14 protein-coding genes are annotated in these 16,760 nt (G+C 71.3%); 12 read left to right on the top strand and 2 right to left on the bottom strand.

Annotated elements, in window-relative coordinates:
• The first annotated feature begins 301 nt into the window (after window positions 1-301).
• The 9 genes from ACWENQ_RS21640 to ACWENQ_RS21600 all read left to right on the top strand — a co-directional run bounded on the left by ACWENQ_RS21640 (window position 302) and on the right by ACWENQ_RS21600 (window position 11,125).
• Window positions 302-910 carry a superoxide dismutase gene (locus ACWENQ_RS21640; protein ID WP_354905717.1) on the top strand — a complete coding sequence of 203 codons (609 nt, stop codon included), beginning with the start codon at window positions 302-304 and terminating at the stop codon, window positions 908-910.
• Between the two features lie 70 nt (window positions 911-980).
• The gene (locus tag ACWENQ_RS21635) at window positions 981-2,072 is read left to right on the top strand and encodes a serine/threonine-protein kinase (protein ID WP_452415800.1); all 1,092 of its coding nucleotides are present in this window, start codon (window positions 981-983) and stop codon (window positions 2,070-2,072) included.
• Between the two features lie 35 nt (window positions 2,073-2,107).
• Window positions 2,108-3,853: a protein kinase domain-containing protein gene (locus ACWENQ_RS21630; protein WP_452415798.1), complete on the top strand. Its 1,746-nt coding sequence runs from the start codon at window positions 2,108-2,110 to the stop codon at window positions 3,851-3,853.
• Window positions 3,854-3,897: 44 nt separating this feature from the next.
• On the top strand, window positions 3,898-5,286 hold the full coding sequence (locus ACWENQ_RS21625) for a class II fumarate hydratase (protein ID WP_449917934.1): 1,389 nt from the start codon (window positions 3,898-3,900) through the stop codon (window positions 5,284-5,286).
• Between the two features lie 439 nt (window positions 5,287-5,725).
• Window positions 5,726-6,115, top strand: coding sequence for a hypothetical protein (locus tag ACWENQ_RS21620; RefSeq protein ID WP_354905712.1), 390 nt, complete (start codon window positions 5,726-5,728; stop codon window positions 6,113-6,115).
• 66 nt (window positions 6,116-6,181) lie between these two features.
• Entirely contained in the window at window positions 6,182-6,934 is a 753-nt protein-coding gene (locus tag ACWENQ_RS21615; protein ID WP_449917936.1) for a 3-hydroxybutyrate dehydrogenase, read from the top strand.
• Window positions 6,919-8,748 carry a helix-turn-helix domain-containing protein gene (locus ACWENQ_RS21610; RefSeq protein ID WP_449917939.1) on the top strand — a complete coding sequence of 610 codons (1,830 nt, stop codon included), beginning with the start codon at window positions 6,919-6,921 and terminating at the stop codon, window positions 8,746-8,748. The genes ACWENQ_RS21615 and ACWENQ_RS21610 overlap by 16 nt, the downstream gene beginning before the upstream one ends.
• 107 nt (window positions 8,749-8,855) lie before the next feature.
• On the top strand, window positions 8,856-10,130 hold the full coding sequence (locus ACWENQ_RS21605) for an MFS transporter (protein WP_449917941.1): 1,275 nt from the start codon (window positions 8,856-8,858) through the stop codon (window positions 10,128-10,130).
• Complete coding sequence (locus ACWENQ_RS21600) at window positions 10,127-11,125, top strand: alpha/beta fold hydrolase (RefSeq protein WP_452415797.1); 999 nt, start codon at window positions 10,127-10,129, stop codon at window positions 11,123-11,125. Before ACWENQ_RS21605 ends, ACWENQ_RS21600 begins: the two co-directional genes overlap by 4 nt.
• Here the strand turns inward: ACWENQ_RS21600 and ACWENQ_RS21595 are convergent.
• Together ACWENQ_RS21595 and ACWENQ_RS21590 are read right to left on the bottom strand one after the other, a co-directional pair.
• Window positions 11,110-13,083 carry a glycosyltransferase family 2 protein gene (locus tag ACWENQ_RS21595; RefSeq protein WP_452415795.1) on the bottom strand — a complete coding sequence of 658 codons (1,974 nt, stop codon included), beginning with the start codon at window positions 13,081-13,083 and terminating at the stop codon, window positions 11,110-11,112. The genes ACWENQ_RS21600 and ACWENQ_RS21595 overlap by 16 nt on opposite strands.
• Window positions 13,084-13,155: 72 nt before the next feature.
• On the bottom strand, window positions 13,156-13,875 hold the full coding sequence (locus tag ACWENQ_RS21590; protein WP_354905703.1) for an aggregation-promoting factor C-terminal-like domain-containing protein: 720 nt from the start codon (window positions 13,873-13,875) through the stop codon (window positions 13,156-13,158).
• 254 nt (window positions 13,876-14,129) lie between these two features.
• On the opposite strand from ACWENQ_RS21590, the gene ACWENQ_RS21585 reads away from it, so the two are divergent.
• Genes ACWENQ_RS21585 through ACWENQ_RS21575 form a run of 3 tightly spaced genes read left to right on the top strand, consistent with a single transcriptional unit; the run spans window position 14,130 to window position 16,752 of the window.
• The gene (locus ACWENQ_RS21585; protein ID WP_354905702.1) at window positions 14,130-14,804 is read left to right on the top strand and encodes a response regulator transcription factor; all 675 of its coding nucleotides are present in this window, start codon (window positions 14,130-14,132) and stop codon (window positions 14,802-14,804) included.
• A complete protein-coding gene (locus tag ACWENQ_RS21580; protein ID WP_354905699.1) occupies window positions 14,801-16,222 on the top strand; it encodes a HAMP domain-containing sensor histidine kinase in 1,422 nt (473 codons plus the stop codon). The genes ACWENQ_RS21585 and ACWENQ_RS21580 overlap by 4 nt, the downstream gene beginning before the upstream one ends.
• Window positions 16,219-16,752, top strand: coding sequence for a hypothetical protein (locus ACWENQ_RS21575; RefSeq protein WP_354905697.1), 534 nt, complete (start codon window positions 16,219-16,221; stop codon window positions 16,750-16,752). The genes ACWENQ_RS21580 and ACWENQ_RS21575 overlap by 4 nt, the downstream gene beginning before the upstream one ends.
• Window positions 16,753-16,760 lie beyond the last annotated feature (8 nt).

The following is a 16,760-nucleotide window of genomic DNA, read 5'->3' as shown; positions in this document are numbered from 1 at the left end:
CGCTCGACGCTGACAGTTTCGACGCGTTTTGCGGTAGTGAGGTTCACGGATTCAGCGTGCGTCAGGGCGCTGACGAACAGCTTGCAATCCGCTGACGCGACCACGATCGAGAGAGTCAAGCCACCTGCACGTGGGCGGGCGGGGCGGCCCCGCCCGCCCCACGCAGGGACCGAACTGATACCGCCATCATGTAGTAGTTGCGAATAACTTGCAAGAAGCGGAGTCCTAAGTCTCTGGACCGATGCAGGTGCGAACTCTTTGCAATAGTGTCGGGAGGGCGTTGATCACCTGGAGGTGGATCATGGGTGCCTACACCCTTCCTGACATGCCCTACGACTACGCGGCACTGGAGCCCGCGATCACGGGCGAGATCCTCGAACTGCACCACGCCAAGCACCACGCCGCCTACGTGAAGGGCGCCAACGACACGCTGGAGCAGCTGGCCGAGGCCCGCGACAAGGGCCAGTTCGGCGGACTGGTCGGCCTGGAGAAGACCTTCGCCTTCCACCTGTCGGGCCACGTGCTGCACTCGATCTTCTGGGAGAACCTGTCCCCCGACGGCGGCGACCGCCCCGACGGCGCGCTGCGCGACGCGATCGACGAGCACTTCGGCACCTTCGAGGCCTTCCAGAAGCAGCTGAGCGCCGCCACCACCGGCGTACAGGGCTCCGGGTGGGGCGTGCTGGCCTACGAGCCGCTCGGCGGGCGCCTGGTGGTGGAGCAGGTCTACGACCACCACGGCAACGTCGGCATGAACACCACGCCGCTGCTGGTCTTCGACGCCTGGGAGCACGCCTACTACCTGCAGTACCGCAACGTGCGTCCCGACTACGTGGAGAGGCTGTGGGACCTGGTGAACTGGAACGATGTCGCCAAGAGGTTTGCTGACGTGACGAGTCAGGCGGCTTGACCGAAGTTCGCAACTTTTTATCGGCCCGGCCTCTACTGGTCGGTTTCCGCAAATAGGTAAGCTGCCTGCCATGCGTGCGCCGTCCGGTTACCTCCTTGCCGCGCGCTATCGGCTTTTGGAGCCGGTCGGCCGCGGCGGCATGGGCACGGTTTGGCGAGCGCACGATGAGTTGCTCGACCGTTACGTAGCGGTCAAGGAAGTGCGCCTGCCGACGGTCCTCGACGAGGAGTTGCGCGCCGAGCTCTGTGCCCGCACCGAGCGTGAGGGCAGGGCCACGGCGATGGTCGCGCACCCCTCGGTGATCACCGTCTTCGACGTCGTCACCGAGGACGAACGGCCGTGGATCGTGATGGAGCTGCTCCAGGCCAGGTCCCTGGAGCAGCTCATCATGCAGGAGGGCCCGCTGCCGCCGCGCAGGGCCGCGGAGATCGGCAGGCAGGTGCTCGGCGCGCTGCGGGCCGTCCACGCCAAAGGCATCCTCCACCGCGACGTGAAGCCCAGCAACGTCCTGGTCACCGACGAGCGGGCGGTGCTCACCGACTTCGGCCTGGCGGCCATGGAGGGCGACGCCTCCATCACCCAGGCGGGCATCGTGCTCGGTTCGGCCGGCTACATCGCCCCCGAACGCGTGCTGGGCGCGAAGGCCAGCCCCGCGGCCGACCTGTGGTCGCTCGGCGCGACCCTCTACACCGCGGTCGAGGGCAGGGGCCTGCACGGCAGACGTACGGCGGCCGCGGCGCTGGCCGCGCTCACCAGCGGGGAGCCCATCCCCATGGTCAAGGCGGGACCGCTGGCGCCCGTGCTCGACGCCCTGCTGAGGATCGACCCCGCCACCCGGCTCGACTCGGTGCGCGCCTCGCTCATGCTGGCCCGCGTCGCGGCCGGGGGCGCGGCGGAGGACCCGCTGGCCACCAGGAGCAGGATCCCCCGCCCAGGCCCGGTCCGCCGGCCCACGCATCGCGGCCTGCACCGGGCGGAGACGACCGCGCCGACCCCGGTGGTGCCGCTCCCCAGGAGCCACCGCAGACCGGGCGAGGGCGTGCACAGGAAGGTCGTCGAGCAGCGCCCCAACCCGTCCGGCTATGCCCGATTCATGGCCACTTTGATAAAGTTGTTCCTTCCACGACGCTGGTGGCCGCGCGAACTTCGCAAGCGCGGGTAAAGCGTTCTCCAAGCGGGAATAGATATCTTCTTCTCATGCCGGAACAGCAGAAGCGCCTGCTCGCGGAACGCTACGAGCTGATCACCCCGATCGGCAGAGGGACGATGGGGACCGTGTGGCGGGCCCACGACCGTGCCCTCGGCCGCGAGGTGGCGATCAAGGAGATCCGCCAGGACCCGGGGCTCACCGACGAGCAGCGCGCCGAACTGCGCGAGCGCATGGTCCGCGAGGGCCGCACCGCCGCGCGGATCAGCCACCCGTCCGTGGCCTCCATCCACGACGTCCTCATCCAGGACAACAGTCCGTGGATCATCATGGAGCTCGTCGAGGCCCGCTCCATGGAACAGGTCATCGAGGAGGAGGGTCCGCTGCCGCCCCGGCTGGTGGCCGAGATCGGCGTCGACCTGCTGGGCGCGCTGCGCGCCGCCCACGCGCAGGGCGTCACGCACCGCGACGTCAAGCCGGGCAACGTGCTGATCACCGAGAACGGCCGGGTCGTCCTGACCGACTTCGGCATCGCCAAGGTCGAGGGCGACACCCGCCTGACCAAGACCGGCATGGTGATCGGCTCCCCCGGCTACACGGCGCCGGAGCGGGCGCGTGGCGAGTACACCGGGCCGGAGTCGGACATCTGGTCGCTCGGCGCGACCCTGTACTTCGCCGTGGAGGGCAGGCCGGCCTACGAGCGCGCGACCGTGGCCGAGACGCTGGCCGCGCTGATGACCGAGAGCGCCGACCCGCCCACGCAGGCGGGGGCGCTGCGCCCGGTGCTCGAGGGGATGCTGCACAAGGACCACCGCCAGCGCCTGACCGCGGCCAAGACCGAGACCCTGCTGCGGATGGTGGCCGACACCCCGAGCAACGACATCCCGCAGGTGATGGAGGAGTTCGACCCCGACAGGACGATGGCCGTGCAGCGGCCCAAGCCCGCCCGTCCCCAGCCGGCCGAGCCGGTGGACGAGGGGGCCGTCGTCACCTCGAGGCTGTCCATCCCGGTGCGTGCCGACAAGCCGGTCTTCCCGCCGCCGGGCGCCGCCGGACCGCACGGCGAGCCAGGCGCGCCTGGAGCGTTCTCGGGGACGGCCGGGGCCGGGCAGCAGGGGCGGGGCGCGTTCGCGGGACCCGTGGCGCCGGAGGGCAGGGGCGCCTTCGCGGCACCGGCCGCCCAGGGCGGCCCCGGCACGCCGCCTACTGCCCAGGGCGGTCCCGGCACGCCTGCCGCCCAGGGCGGTTCCGGGCAGCAGGGTCCCGGTGGCCCCGCCGCTCCCGGCCCGCGCCCCGGCCAGGCCACCCACGGCCCAGGACAGGGACCAGGACAGGGACCAGGACAGGCTCCCGGGCAGGGACCAGGGCAGAGACCCGGGCAGGGACACAGCCAGGGACCCGGGCAGGGACCAGGCGGGCAGGGCGGTTGGAGCCAAGGGCCGGGCGGCCAGGGCTCGGGTCCCGGGCAGGGGCCTGGTCCAGGTCATGGTGGTCCGGGTCATGGTGGTCCGGGTCATGGTGGTCCGGGGGTTCCCGGATACGCGGGTCCGCCGGGTGCCGTGCCGTACAACGGCATGCCTCCCGGACCGGGCGGCGTGGCCGTACCGGCTCGTCCCGGTGGGCGCGGGAGCGACCACCCCGACCGGCAGCCGGGCCTGGGCACCGACCTGTTCGCGATCGCGGGCACGCCGGCGCCCCAGCCGGAGGCCAACAGGGCGGGCGTCCTCGTCCTCATCGGCGTCGCCATCGTGGCGCTGGCCGTGATCGCCATCCTGGTCATCGCCGCCATCTCCTGACCCCGGCATGTCGTGCTCGACCTGGATCGCACAGACTTGGACACATGAGTGAATTCCGGATCGAGCACGACTCCATGGGTGAGGTCCGCGTCCCCGTCGACGCCCACTGGCGCGCCCAGACCCAGCGAGCCGTGGAGAACTTCCCCATCTCGGGTCGCCGCCTGGAGCCCTCTCACATCGCCGCCCTCGGCCTGATCAAAGCGGTGGCCGCCGAGGTCAACGCCGAGCTCGGAGTCCTCGACAAGGATCTGGCCGAGGCCATCGCCCAGGCCGCCGCCGACGTGGCGGAGAACGAGTACGACGAGCACTTCCCCATCGACGTGTTCCAGACCGGCTCGGGCACCTCGTCGAACATGAACACCAACGAGGTCGTCGCCACGCTGGCGCAGGCGCGGCTCGGCCGTCCGGTGCACCCGAACGACCACGTCAACGCCTCGCAGTCGTCCAACGACGTCTTCCCCACCTCGATCCGCGTGGCCGCCGCCACCGAGGTCGTCTTCCACCTGGTGCCCTCGTTGCAGCACCTGGCCACCGCCCTGCGGGCCAAGGCGACGGAGTTCGCGCAGACCGTGAAGTCGGGCAGGACCCACCTCATGGACGCCACCCCCGTGACGCTCGGCCAGGAGTTCGGCGGCTACGCCGCCCAGATCGAGCACGGCGTCACCCGCGTCCAGTCGGCCCTCGCCCACGTGGTGGAGCTCCCGCTCGGCGGCACCGCCGTCGGCACCGGCATCAACACCCCTCCCGGTTTCGCCGCCAAGGCGATCGAGAAGCTCAGCCAGGCGACCGGCATCACGTTCGTCGAGGCCCCTGACCACTTCGAGGCCCAGAGCAGCCAGGACGCGATCGTCGAGCTCTCCGGCCAGCTGAAGGTCGTCGCCGTCTCCCTCAACAAGATCGCCAACGATCTGCGGTGGATGGGCTCGGGACCGCGGGCCGGGCTCGGTGAGATCAACCTGCCCGACCTCCAGCCCGGCTCCTCGATCATGCCGGGGAAGGTCAACCCGGTGATCCCCGAGGCCGCGGCCATGGTGGCGGCCCAGGTCATCGGCAACGACGCCGCCATCACCTTCGCGGGCGCCTCGGGCAACTTCGAGCTGAACGTCATGCTGCCCCTGATCGGCAGGAACGTCCTGGAGTCGATCCGCCTGCTCGCCAACGTCTCCCGCCTGCTGGCCGACCGGTGCGTGACCGGGATCACCGCCAACACCGAGCGGCTGCGCGAGTACGCCGAGTCCTCCCCCTCGATCGTCACCCCGCTCAACCGTCACGTCGGCTACGAGGAGGCCGCCAAGATCGCCAAGCAGGCGCTGGCGGAGCGCAAGACGATCCGCGAGGTGGTCATCGAGCGCGGCCACGTCGCCAACGGCACCATCTCCGAGGCCGAGCTGGACGCGCTGCTCGACGTGCTGTCGATGACCGGGCCCTCCTGAGGGACGGCGGGACCGCCCCACCCCGCGGGTCCCCGTGACCCGGCGCGGGGTAAAGGTATTTCCCGGCAAATCCCAACGTTCCCCCCGGGCTGCGATAACGATTCGCCAACGCCGCCATCCGATCCCCCCATCACGTCGTCAGAGGAAGGCATCGACCCTCTGGCGAAAGGCAGGACGCCCCCGTGCAACAACCGGATTGCGTTTCGCGCGCGAGCGAGGGCGGCACCGGCGACCGGGGTATCGATGCCGGTGGTTCCGCCTCGCGTCCGCGGGGCGCCGAGGGAGGCGGTGTGGGCACCCCTGGACTGCACAGGTCCGCTCAGCGCGGCCCGCCGACGCGGCATGAGGTTCCGAGCTTCGACACCATCCCCTGAAGGAGCGAAAGGAGGAGTGGCGCCGCCCTGGCCGTGGCGGTGCCACCAACCAGATGAAGATCCTGATGCTTCGCCTCATGCAGGCCATGCGCCACGCCAGGGCCAAGGACCTGACGAGGCACCTGTCGGCGACGCCGCTCGAACACATCTACGCCCGGTTCGGGCGTGACATCCTCGCCCAGGCCGCCCAGGACCGCGCGCTCTCCGACGCCATCGCGCGGGAGGTCGCGGAGATCGACAGGTCACTGGAGGAGGAGGGCGTGGATCCCACCCCCGTCGAGCTGCGCTCCTTCCTCATGGGCTACGGCCAGGGCGTCATCGACTCCGCGGTGATCCGGCCCGACCTGGTCGCCAAGGACACCAGCTGCGGCAGCGTCTACCCCAGTTCGGTGGTGAAGCTGGGCGCGCTGAGCCAGAAGGCGTTCGCGGGCGGCCTCATCAAGATGTCCACATAGTGCCGCGAAAAGGTATGTGGGCGGCCTCCATGTGCCGTCGGCGGAGGAGGGTCTAGGGTCCGAGGCATGACCGACGAGCTGACCGGGCGGACCGCCCTGGTGACGGGGGCGGGTAGCGGGATCGGCAGGGCGTGCGCCGTCCGGCTGGCGGCCGCGGGCGCCAGGGTGCTGGTCGTGGACATGTCGCGGGAGTCCGCGGAGCGCGTGGCGAAGCAGACCGGCGGCGTCGCCGTCGTCGCCGACCTGTCCGACTCCCGCTTCCTGGACGCGCTGCCCGACGAGCCCGTGCACATCCTGGTGAACAACGCGGGCTTCCAGCACGTGGCGCCGATCGAGGAGTTCCCTCCGGAGATCTTCTCCAAGATCGTCAAGGTCATGCTGGAGGCCCCGTTCCTGCTGGCCAGTCGGGTGCTGCCGGGCATGTACGCCGCAGGCTGGGGCAGGATCGTCAACATCTCCTCCGTCCACGGCCTGCGGGCCTCGCCGTACAAGGCGGCGTACGTGGCCGCCAAGCACGGCCTCGAAGGACTGTCGAAGGTGATCGCGCTGGAGGGGGCGGCCAAGGGTGTGACCTCCACCTGCGTCAACCCCGGCTACGTGCGCACCGAGCTGGTGGAGAGGCAGATCGCCGCCCAGGCCGCCTCGCACGGCATCCCGGAGTCCGAGGTCGTGGAGCAGATCATGCTCGCCCCCGCCGCGATCAAGCGCCTGATCGAGCCCGAGGAGGTCGCCGAGCTGGTCGCCTACCTGTGCGGGCCCGCCGGGTCGTTCGTCACCGGAGTCTCCCTCCCCCTGGACGGCGGATGGACGGCTCGCTAGCGTTCCTCGATCTGCTGGCCCGTGAGGCGCCGGCGGTCGAGTTCGAGGGCCCGATACTCAAGGCCAGGGCCGAGGGCGCCGGCCCGCGGGCGCTCGAGGAGCTCGAGGAGGCCAAGCTGGCGGCGCTCAAGGTCCGCGCCCTGCTGCGGCGCAGGGCCAGGCGTGAGGCCGAGCTGAGCGCGCTCTACGACACCGCGGGCGACCTGGCCGGGCTGCGCGACCTCGACGCCGTGCTGGAGGCGATCGTCCACCGGGCCAGGCAGCTGCTGGGCACCGACACGGCCTACATGACGCTGCACGACCCCGAACGCGGCGACACCTACATGCGGGTCACCGACGGCTCGATCTCGGCCGCCTTCCGCTCGCTCAGGCTCGCGATGGGCGCGGGGCTGGGCGGCCTGGTGGCGCAGACGGCGACGCCGTACTCCACGGCCGACTACTTCGCCGACGCGCGCTTCCGCCACACCACCGACATCGACGAGGCGGTCAAGGAGGAGGGCCTGGTGGCCATCCTCGGCGTGCCGTTGCGCCTCGGGCAGCGGGTGATCGGCGTGCTGATGGCGGCCAACCGCAGCGCGCGGCCGTTCGCGCAGGAGGAGGTGGCGCTGCTGGCCAGCCTGGCGGCGCACGCCGCGGTCGCGATCGACAACGCGCGGCTGCTGCAGGAGACGCGCAACGCCCTGGAGGAGCTGTCCCACGCGCACCGGACCGCCAGGGAGCACAGCGACGCGGTGGAGCGCGCGGCGCTGGCCCACGACAGGATGACCTCGCTCGTGCTGCGCGGCGGCGGCATCGAGGACGTGGCGGCCGTGGTGACGGAGGTGCTCGGCGGCACGCTGGCCGTTCTCGACGAGACGGGACGGCCGCTGGTCGGCGAGGTGGAGCAGGGTGTCCTCGACGCGGCGGTGCCGGGCAGGACCGTGCGCAGGGGCGACCTCATGGTCACCGCCAGCGCGCCGCTGTGCACGCTGGTGCTGCGCAGCGACCCGCACCACAGGGACGCCGCCGACGAGCGCATCCTCGAACGCGCGGCGCTGGTCTGCGCCCTGCTGCTGCTGTTCCGCAGGAGCGTTGCCGAGGCGGAGGGCAGGGTACGCGGCGAGCTGCTCGACGACCTGATCTCCCGGGCCGCCGAGGATCCCCAGGGGCTGACCGACCGCGCCCGCCGGCTCGGCGTCGACCTGGCCGCGCCGCACGTGGTCGTGGTGGCCAGGCACGAGGGGCAGCGCGAGCGGGCCGCCTTCTGGGCCTCCTCGCAGGCCACGCTCTCCGGCGGGCTGGCCGCCGCGCGCGGCCAGGAGGTGGTGCTGCTGCTGCCCGGCACCGATCCGGGCGCGCTGGCGCAGCGCGTCGCCGCGGAGCTGACCGTCTCGCTCGGCTCGTCCGCCACGGCGGGCGCGACCGGCCCGATCAGCGACCCGACGCAGGTCCCGCGCGCCCACAGGGAGGCGCTGCGCTGCGCCGAGTCGCTGCTGGCGCTCGGCCGGGCCGGCGACGGCGCGAGCGCCGCCGAGCTCGGCTTCGTCGGGCTGCTCATCGGCGAGGGCCGCGACGTGGGCGCCTTCGTCACCGGCACGCTCGGGCCCGTCGTCGACTACGACGAGCGCAGGGGCACGGCGCTGCTGAAGACGCTCGCCGCCTACTTCGGCTCGGGCGGCTCCCCCTCGCGCACGGCCGAGGTCATGCACATCCACGTCAACACCGTCACCCAGCGCCTGGACCGCGTCGCCCAGCTCCTCGGCGACGGCTGGCAGGAGCCGGAGCGGGCGCTGGAGATCCAGCTGGCGCTCCGCCTGCACCGCCTCAGCGGCTGACCCACATATCACCCCCGCCGAGTATGGGGCGCGCGCCCATATGAGTGATGCCGGTCACTCCTTACCGTGAGCAACAACCCCCCACTCCCCCAGACAGGCGAAAGCTCATGAGCATCAAAAAGATCGTGGCCGCGAGCCTGATCGGCACCACCATCGAGTGGTACGACTTCTTCCTGTACGGCTCGGCCGCGGCCCTCGTGTTCAACAAGCTGTTCTTCCCCGAGTCCGACCCGCTGACCGGCACCCTGCTGGCCTTCCTCACCTACGCCGTCGGCTTCGTCGCCCGCCCCCTCGGCGGCCTGGTCTTCGGCCACTTCGGCGACCGGCTCGGCCGCAAGACGCTGCTGGTCATCAGCCTGCTCATGATGGGCATCGCGACCTTCCTGATCGGCTGCCTGCCCACCCACGCCGCCATCGGCGCGGGCGCGCCGGTGCTGCTGACCGCGCTGCGCCTGGTGCAGGGCTTCGCGCTCGGCGGCGAGTGGGGCGGCGCGGTCCTCATCGTCTCCGAGCACGGCGACTCCAGCCGCCGGGGCTTCTGGGCCTCGTGGCCGCAGGCCGGCGCGCCGGGCGGCAACCTGCTGGCCACCGGCGTGCTCGCGCTGCTGGCGGCCTTCCAGTCCGACGAGGCGTTTTTGTCCTGGGGTTGGCGGGTGCCGTTCCTGCTGTCGGGCGTGCTGGTGCTGATCGGGCTGTGGATCCGGCTGTCCATCAGCGAGTCGCCGGTCTTCCAGCAGGCCCCGCCCCTGGAGGACAAGACGCCGCTCGCGGCCGTGCTCAAGTACCACTGGCGGGACGTGCTGATCGCCATCGGCGCCCGCATGGCCGAGAACATCTCGTTCTACCTGATCACCGTGTTCGTCATCACCTACGGCACGACCGTCGTGAAGCTGGACAAGCCGACCATCCTGAACGCCGTGCTCATCGCCTCGGCGATCCACTTCGTCACCATCCCGCTGTGGGGCGCGCTGTCGGACCGCGTCGGCCGCCGCCCGATGTACCTGGTGGGCGCGGCGGGCGTCGGCGTGTGGATCTTCGCCTTCTTCCCGCTCATCAACACCGGCGGCTTCCTGGCCATCACGCTGGCGGTGACCGTGGGCCTGCTGTTCCACGGCATGATGTACGGCCCGCAGGCCGCCTTCTTCTCCGAGCTGTTCGGCACCAGGATGCGCTACACCGGCGTGTCGATCGGCGCGCAGCTGTCGGCCATCGTGGCGGGCGCGCTGGCCCCGATCATCGCCGTCAAGCTGCTCCAGGACTTCGGCACCTGGGTGCCGATCGCCGTCTACCTGGCCGCAGCCGCGGCCCTTACGCTGTTCGCCGTCTACGCCGCCCGTGAAACGCAGGGCAGCGACCTGGCGGAAGGAAAGGTCGTCGCATGAAGGTCACCACCGCACGGCTCACCCACAACGTCCTGACCGGACCGCGCGACGAGGGCGAGCCCGTGCTGTTCGTCCACGGCAACGTCTCGTCGGCGGCCTTCTGGCGCGACAGCCTGGCCGCCCTGCCGCAGCCGTACCGGCCGCTGGCGGTGGACCTGCGCGGCTTCGGCGACAGCGATCCCGCGCCGGTCGACGCGACGCGCGGCCTGCGCGACTTCTCCGACGACCTGGCCGAGCTGATCGAGGCCATGGGGCTGGGCCCGGTGCACCTCGTCGGCTGGAGCATGGGGGGCGGCATCATCCTGCAGCTCCTGCGTGACCGGCCGGCGATGGTCCGCTCGCTCACCCTGGTCAACCCCGTCTCCCCGTACGGCTACAGCGGCACGGAGGGCGCCGAGGGCCTGCTCACCCACGCCGACGGCACCGGGTCGGGCGCGGGCGCCGCGAACCCGGACTTCGTCGCCAGGCTCGCCGCGGGCGACCTGTCGGACGAGGCGCCCACCTCGCCCCGCGTGGTCTTCCGCTCGGCCTACGTCGCCAAGCCGGTCGCCGACGAGGACTTCTACGTGGCCTCGATGCTGTCCACCAGGGTCGGCGAGGACAACTACCCGGGTGACGCCGTGACGTCCGAGGCCTGGCCGGGCGTGCGGCCGGGCACCCGCGGCGTGCTCAACGCCCTGGCCCCGGTCCACTTCCGCATCGACGACCTGCACACCATCGACCCCAAGCCGCCCATCCTGTGGATCAGGGGCGCCGACGACGTGATCGTCGCCGACGGCTCGCCGTTCGACCTGGCCCACCTCGGGCAGCTCGGTGTCGTGCCCGGCTCGCCCGGCACCCCGGCGCAGCCCATGGTCGCCCAGACCAGGGCGGCGCTGGAACGCTACGGCGACTACCGCGAGGTCGTGCTGGCCGACTGCGGCCACAGCCCCCACATCGAACAGCCCGAGGAGTTCCGCGGGCATCTCGTGGAGCACCTTCAGTCGCGCAGGTAACGGTGCCTGCCCGCCCGTGCCAGCCGTACGGCGTGCCGTGCGCCTGGCACGCGACGGGCCAGCCTGCGCAGCAGCGTGTCGCCGCCCATGGGGTCGCGCGGGAGTTCGACGGGCGCGGTCGGCGTGACCTGGATACTGCCGCCGCGCACCTCCAGCGCGAAACGCAGCCCCGTCTCCTGCTCGTCGGTGCGCAGCGACGACGTCCACCTCCCTGGGCCGATCTGGTCCTTGCCGGGCAGCCGGGCCATGGGCACCTTCGCGATCAGCTGCCCCGCGGTCTTGCCGGGCAGCCCGGGCTCGACCAGCGCGGGCACGCTGACCTCCCGTTTGCGGCGGCCGGTGCCGCGCAGCACGAGCTCCATGGCGGGCCCGCCGCTCGGCGGCACGTACGGCACCGGCACCACCACGTAGACGTGGCCCTCCCGCCTGGTGACCGTCGTGCCGCGGGAGACGAGCGCGATCGAGTCGGCGAACGTCCGCGGCTCGATGCACAGGCTGAGCTCGCCCTCGTCGCTCCAGCACGGCACGATCAGCCGCCGCCGCGGCCGCTCGGCCAGCACGCCCAGGCAGGTGGACGGTTGCCCGTCGGCGTGCCTGACCCTGGCCGACGCGCGGTGCGCCCCGCCGTACATCCTGACGTGGACCGCCCAGAGGCCGGACGGCAACGCCTCGCCGAGCGCGGCGGTGGCGACGTCCAGACGCGCCTGCCCGTGCACCTGGACCCTGACCCTGCCGCGTTCCCTGATGCGCACGACCTCGCAGACCACCGGGACGAAGTAGACGTCGCCGGTCTTGTCGTGCTTGACGTAGACCTCGATGTGGGCCCGCTCGACGGCCTCGGTGACGTCCGTGACCGAGTCGGGCAGCAGCGTCTGGTCGACCGAGCCGGGCGGACGCCAGTACAGCCGGCCCTCCTCCTCGCGGAATCTCGCGGGCTCGTCTGCGGAGGTGTGGATCTCCACCTCGAGGCCGAGCTCCAGCACCTCGTCCGACCAGCGCACGTCGCCCAGTTCGGCCCACAGCTCGGCGCGCCGCGACTCGTTGGCGAAGCTGACGAGCTGGTCCAGGCGGCCCGCGCGCATCATGGACGCGACGGCGCGCAGGTGGACGGGCAGATAGCGGTCCAGCCGCTCGGGGAACCGCTCCAGGATCAGTTCCCTGAACATCGTGAAGATGAGGCCCCTGTCGACGGACGACCCGGCGAACCTGGGGCTGAGGAACGGCCGCAGCACCATCGAGCGGAACCAGAAGGCGTAGATCCGGTCGCGCTGCCGCCCCTCTTCCGTGCCGCTGTCGATGACGTCGAGCAGCGCGCGTAGCTCGGTGAGCACGACCGGGGGGTCGTCCGGCTCCTCCCGCTGCTCGCCCAGGTGGCAGCACACCTCGTCGGCCAGCACGGCGATGACCTTGGCCCGCAGGTAGGCGGCGAGCGAGAAGGCCTGCTCGGCCACCTTCCCCCCGGACACGGCGAAGCCGAGCCGTTCCTCCTCGAGGAAGGCCCTGCGGTAGAGCTTGTGCGGGGTGAGCAGGGTGAGCAACCTGTCGCGCAGGATGTCGGCCCGCTCCCGGTTGGCCTCGAAGGCGACCATCGGCGGCCCGTCGTCCCTGACGAGCCGGCCGACCAGCACGTCGGCCTCCGTCTCGACGGCGCGCTCGTGCATCAGCGCCAGGGCGTCGCGCTCCAGCCGGTCGGCCTGGTCGAGCAGGTAGACGTAATCGCCCCTGGCGCTGGCCATGCCCACGTTACGGCCGCGCATGGCCGAGCCCGTGCGCGGCAGGTGCAGGACGCGCACGTTGCGCCGCACGGAGGCGACCGTGTCGAGCCGCTCGGCGGTGCCGTCCGTGGAGCCGTCGTCCACGAAGATCACTTCGTACTGGTCCTGCGGCAGCGTCTGCTCGAGCACCGAGCGGATGCACGCGTCGGCTGTATCGCCTGGATTGTGGACATTCACGATCACGCTGACCTTCACACGGTCAGCGTGAGCCGTCCGGTCAGCCGCGGCGAGCAGGCTTGCCCATCACTGGGAGTGTCAGTACCAGCCCGTTGCCGTGGAATGGCCCCACGCGCCACAGGGTGTGCCGTACCGACCCTTGATGTAACCCAGACCCCACTTGATCTGGGTGGCGGCATTGGTCTGCCAGTCGGCGCCCGCGCTGGCCATCTTGCTGCCCGGCAGCGACTGCGGGATGCCGTAGGCGCCGGAGTAGCGGTTCATGGCGCGCTCGTTCCAGCCGCTTTCCTTCTGCCAGAGCTTCTCCAGGCAGCCCCACTGGTCGGCGCCGAAACCGAAGCCCGCCAGCATCTCCTTGGCGACGGCCTTGTTGCTGCCCGGCGAGGGGGTGCTGCCGGGCGGGAAGTTGGCCGCGGGAATGCCGTTGCCGCCGGGGCCCTGCTCGGCCACCTCGATCGGGTTGAGCTTGGGCTTGCCCTTGCGGCTGGCGGCGAGCTGGTCCTTGCGCATGGCGCTGACCGCCGCCTCCTTGAGGACGTCGGCGCTGGGGTCGGGGGCGAAGGGGTCGCCGCCGAGCAGGCCGTTCAGCTCCGGCAGGGAGAGCGGGGCCTGGGGCGGGGCCGTGGCGTTCTGGTAGGCGGTGTAGGCGGTGTAACCGCCGCCGCCGAGAACGACGACGAGTGTGAGCCCGATGATCACAGCGCGCTTGGCCGACTGCTTGGGGGAACGTGGCGGGCGGCGGCGACCGCGGGGCACCTCGGGCGCGGGGTGCTCGCTCAACTGCGGACCTGGGTTCACGACCTATGAGCTTGCCCTGACTTGGGGGGTGCTGCGCAACCCGAACGTGGCATTCGGTTGGAGTTCCCTTGACCAACCAGGACTTTTCGGATCATGTGATTTTCGTCACACAGAGGGGGGTCCGCCCCTCGCACCCCCGTGCCGAGGGGAGGTCCCCCCTCAGGCTGCCTGGTGTTCTTTGTAGTCTTGTGCGTGGCGTGTCACAGTTTCGTGACACGGAACGCATCTCCCCAAGTCGGAAGAATAATGTGCGCGTGGCAGGAATCCTCCTCGTCGAAGACGACCCCTCCGTTCGGACCGCGCTCGAGCTGGCACTGACCCGCCAAGGTCATTCCGTCACCTCCTACGCGACCGGCGAGGAGGCACTCGACCACGTCAGGTCGCGCCGGCCCGAGATCGCCATCCTCGACGTCATGCTCCCCGGCATCGACGGCGTCGAGGTGTGCCGGCGTATCCGCAAGCTCGACCAGTTGCCCGTCATCATTCTCACAGCCAGGGGCGACGACCTCGACGTGGTCGTCGGCCTGGAGGCGGGCGCCGACGACTACGTGGTCAAGCCGGTCGAGCCGCGCGTGCTCGACGCGCGCATCAGGGCGATCCTGCGCAGGGCCGAGTCGGCCACCTCCGACCGCATCACCTTCGGCGACCTGGTCGTCGACAGGGGCGCGCTCAAGGTCAGCCTGGCGGGCAAGGAGATCCACCTCACGCCCACCGAGCTGCGGCTGCTGCTGGAGCTGGTCCGCCACCCCGGCCAGGTGCTCAACCGGCGCTACCTGCTGCGCGCGGTCTGGGACCACACCCACGTGGCCGACTCCCGCCTGGTCGACGCCTGCGTCCAGCGGGTGCGCGCGAAGATCGAGCCCAGGCCCGCCGAGCCGACGTTCATCCACACCGTGCGGGGATTCGGCTACCGGTTCAGCCCGCCGTGATCGCGTTTCTCACCGGCCTGCGCGGCCGGCTCGTCATCACCTTCACCCTCGTCGCCGTCGCCGCCTCCGCCCTGGTCGCGGGCATCGGCTTCGGGCTGGCCAAGGGCGCGCTGATCGAGAGGACCACCAGGAACGCCGTCGACGACCTCACCAAGGACCTGCGGCGCATCGACTTCGCCGTCGGCGAGCTGCGCCCCGGCGAGGTGCCGCCGAGCGGCGAGGAGCTGAACAACCTCGCCAACGCCCTGTCCGGGCCCGACCGCCACGCGCTCCTGGAGTACCAGGGCCTCTACTACCGCGACGAGACGGGCGCGTTCGGCCCCGACGACGTGTCGGGAGAGCTGCGCGGCCAGGCACTGCGCAAGCTGGTCAGCCAGCGCAGGATCATCGACGGCGAGCTCTGGCTCGTCCTCGGCACGCAGGTCTACCGCGCCGGGACCGACGACGTCCCCAGGCCGACCGGGCTGCTGGTCTACGAGTACGTGTCGCTGGCCGAGGAGGAGCGGACGCTGTCCAACCTCAGGGACGCCTTCGCCCAGGCCGGCGCCATCACCCTGCTGATCGCGCTGACCGTGGCCCTGGTGTCGGCCAGGCACGTGCTGCTTCCCGTGGGCAGGCTCAGCGCGGCCGCCCAGGCGCTCGGCCGCGGCCGGCTGGACACGCGGCTGCCGGTCCGGGGCAAGGACGAGCTGTCGGAGCTGACGGCGCACTTCAACGACGCCGCCGCGGCGCTGGAGCTGAGCGTCTCGGAGCTGCGCGCGTTGGAGGCCATGTCACGCAGGTTCGTCGCCGACGTCTCCCACGAGCTGCGCACCCCGCTCACCGCGATGACCGCGGTGGCCGACATGCTCGCGGAGGAGGCCGACCGCCTGCCCGAGCAGCCCGCGAAGGCCGTCAGGCTGGTGCTGTCGGAGATGGAGCGGCTGAGGGAGCTGGTGGAGCACCTCATCGAGGTCAGCAGGTTCGACGCGGGAACGGCCACGCTGGCGCTGGAGTCCGTCGACGTCGCCGACGCCATCAGCGACAGCCTGGAAGTGCGCGGCTGGAGCGAGCGGGTCAGCGTGCAGGCGCCCACCGGAGCCGTCGTCAACCTCGACCCCCGCAGGTTCGACGTCATCGTCGCCAACCTGGTGGGCAACGCCCTCAAACACGGTGGCCCGCCGGTGCTGGTCACCGCCCGCAGCACCATGAACGGGCTGGAGGTGAAGGTGCGCGACCACGGCGACGGCATCCCCGCCGAGGCCATCCCGCACGTCTTCGACCGCTTCTTCAAGGCGGGCACGGGGCGCGTCCGCAGCCAGGGCAGCGGGCTCGGCCTGTCCATCGCGCGGGCCAACGCCCAGCTGCACGGCGGCACGATCTCGGTGCGCGCGCAGCGTCCCGGCACCCTCTTCACGGTCTGGCTGCCGCACGCATGAGACGCGCCTGGATCCTGCTGGCCGCCCTGCTGACGCTCACCGGGTGCGGCATCACGCCCACCCCGGTCACCGTCCTCACCTCGGCGCCCGTGATCAGCACCGAGCCGATCTGGGCCAAGGTCTACCTCATCAAGAAGGGCCGCCTGGCGTTGCAGGAGGTCAGGGTCGCCAGCAAGACCCCCGAAGACCTGATGCGCACGCTCATGGACCTCGCCAACCATCCCGTCGAGTCCGGCCAGGACACCGACCTGTACGGCATGCGCTACCAGGCCGTGGACGCCGAGCCCATCGGCCAGCGGACCCAGCGCATGGACCCGGACAACAAGAGCCTCGTCCTGTACGTCACCCTCACCGGCGAGCGGGAGCTGAGCCGGGCGGCGCTCGCCCAGATCGTCTGCACCGCGCGGCTGCGCCCCGAGATCGCCAAGGTGCAGGTCAACATCACCAGGACCGTGTCGGCCTCGTCGACGACGGGAAGGCGCACCTGCGCGGAGTTCCACGACCTGACCCCCGCGGGTGCGCCCTCCTGATCACCGCT

Source organism: Nonomuraea sp. NPDC004354 (assembly GCF_053602555.1).
The sequence above is the reverse complement of the archived record's forward strand: the minus strand, read 5'-3'. Positions and strand labels throughout refer to the sequence as shown.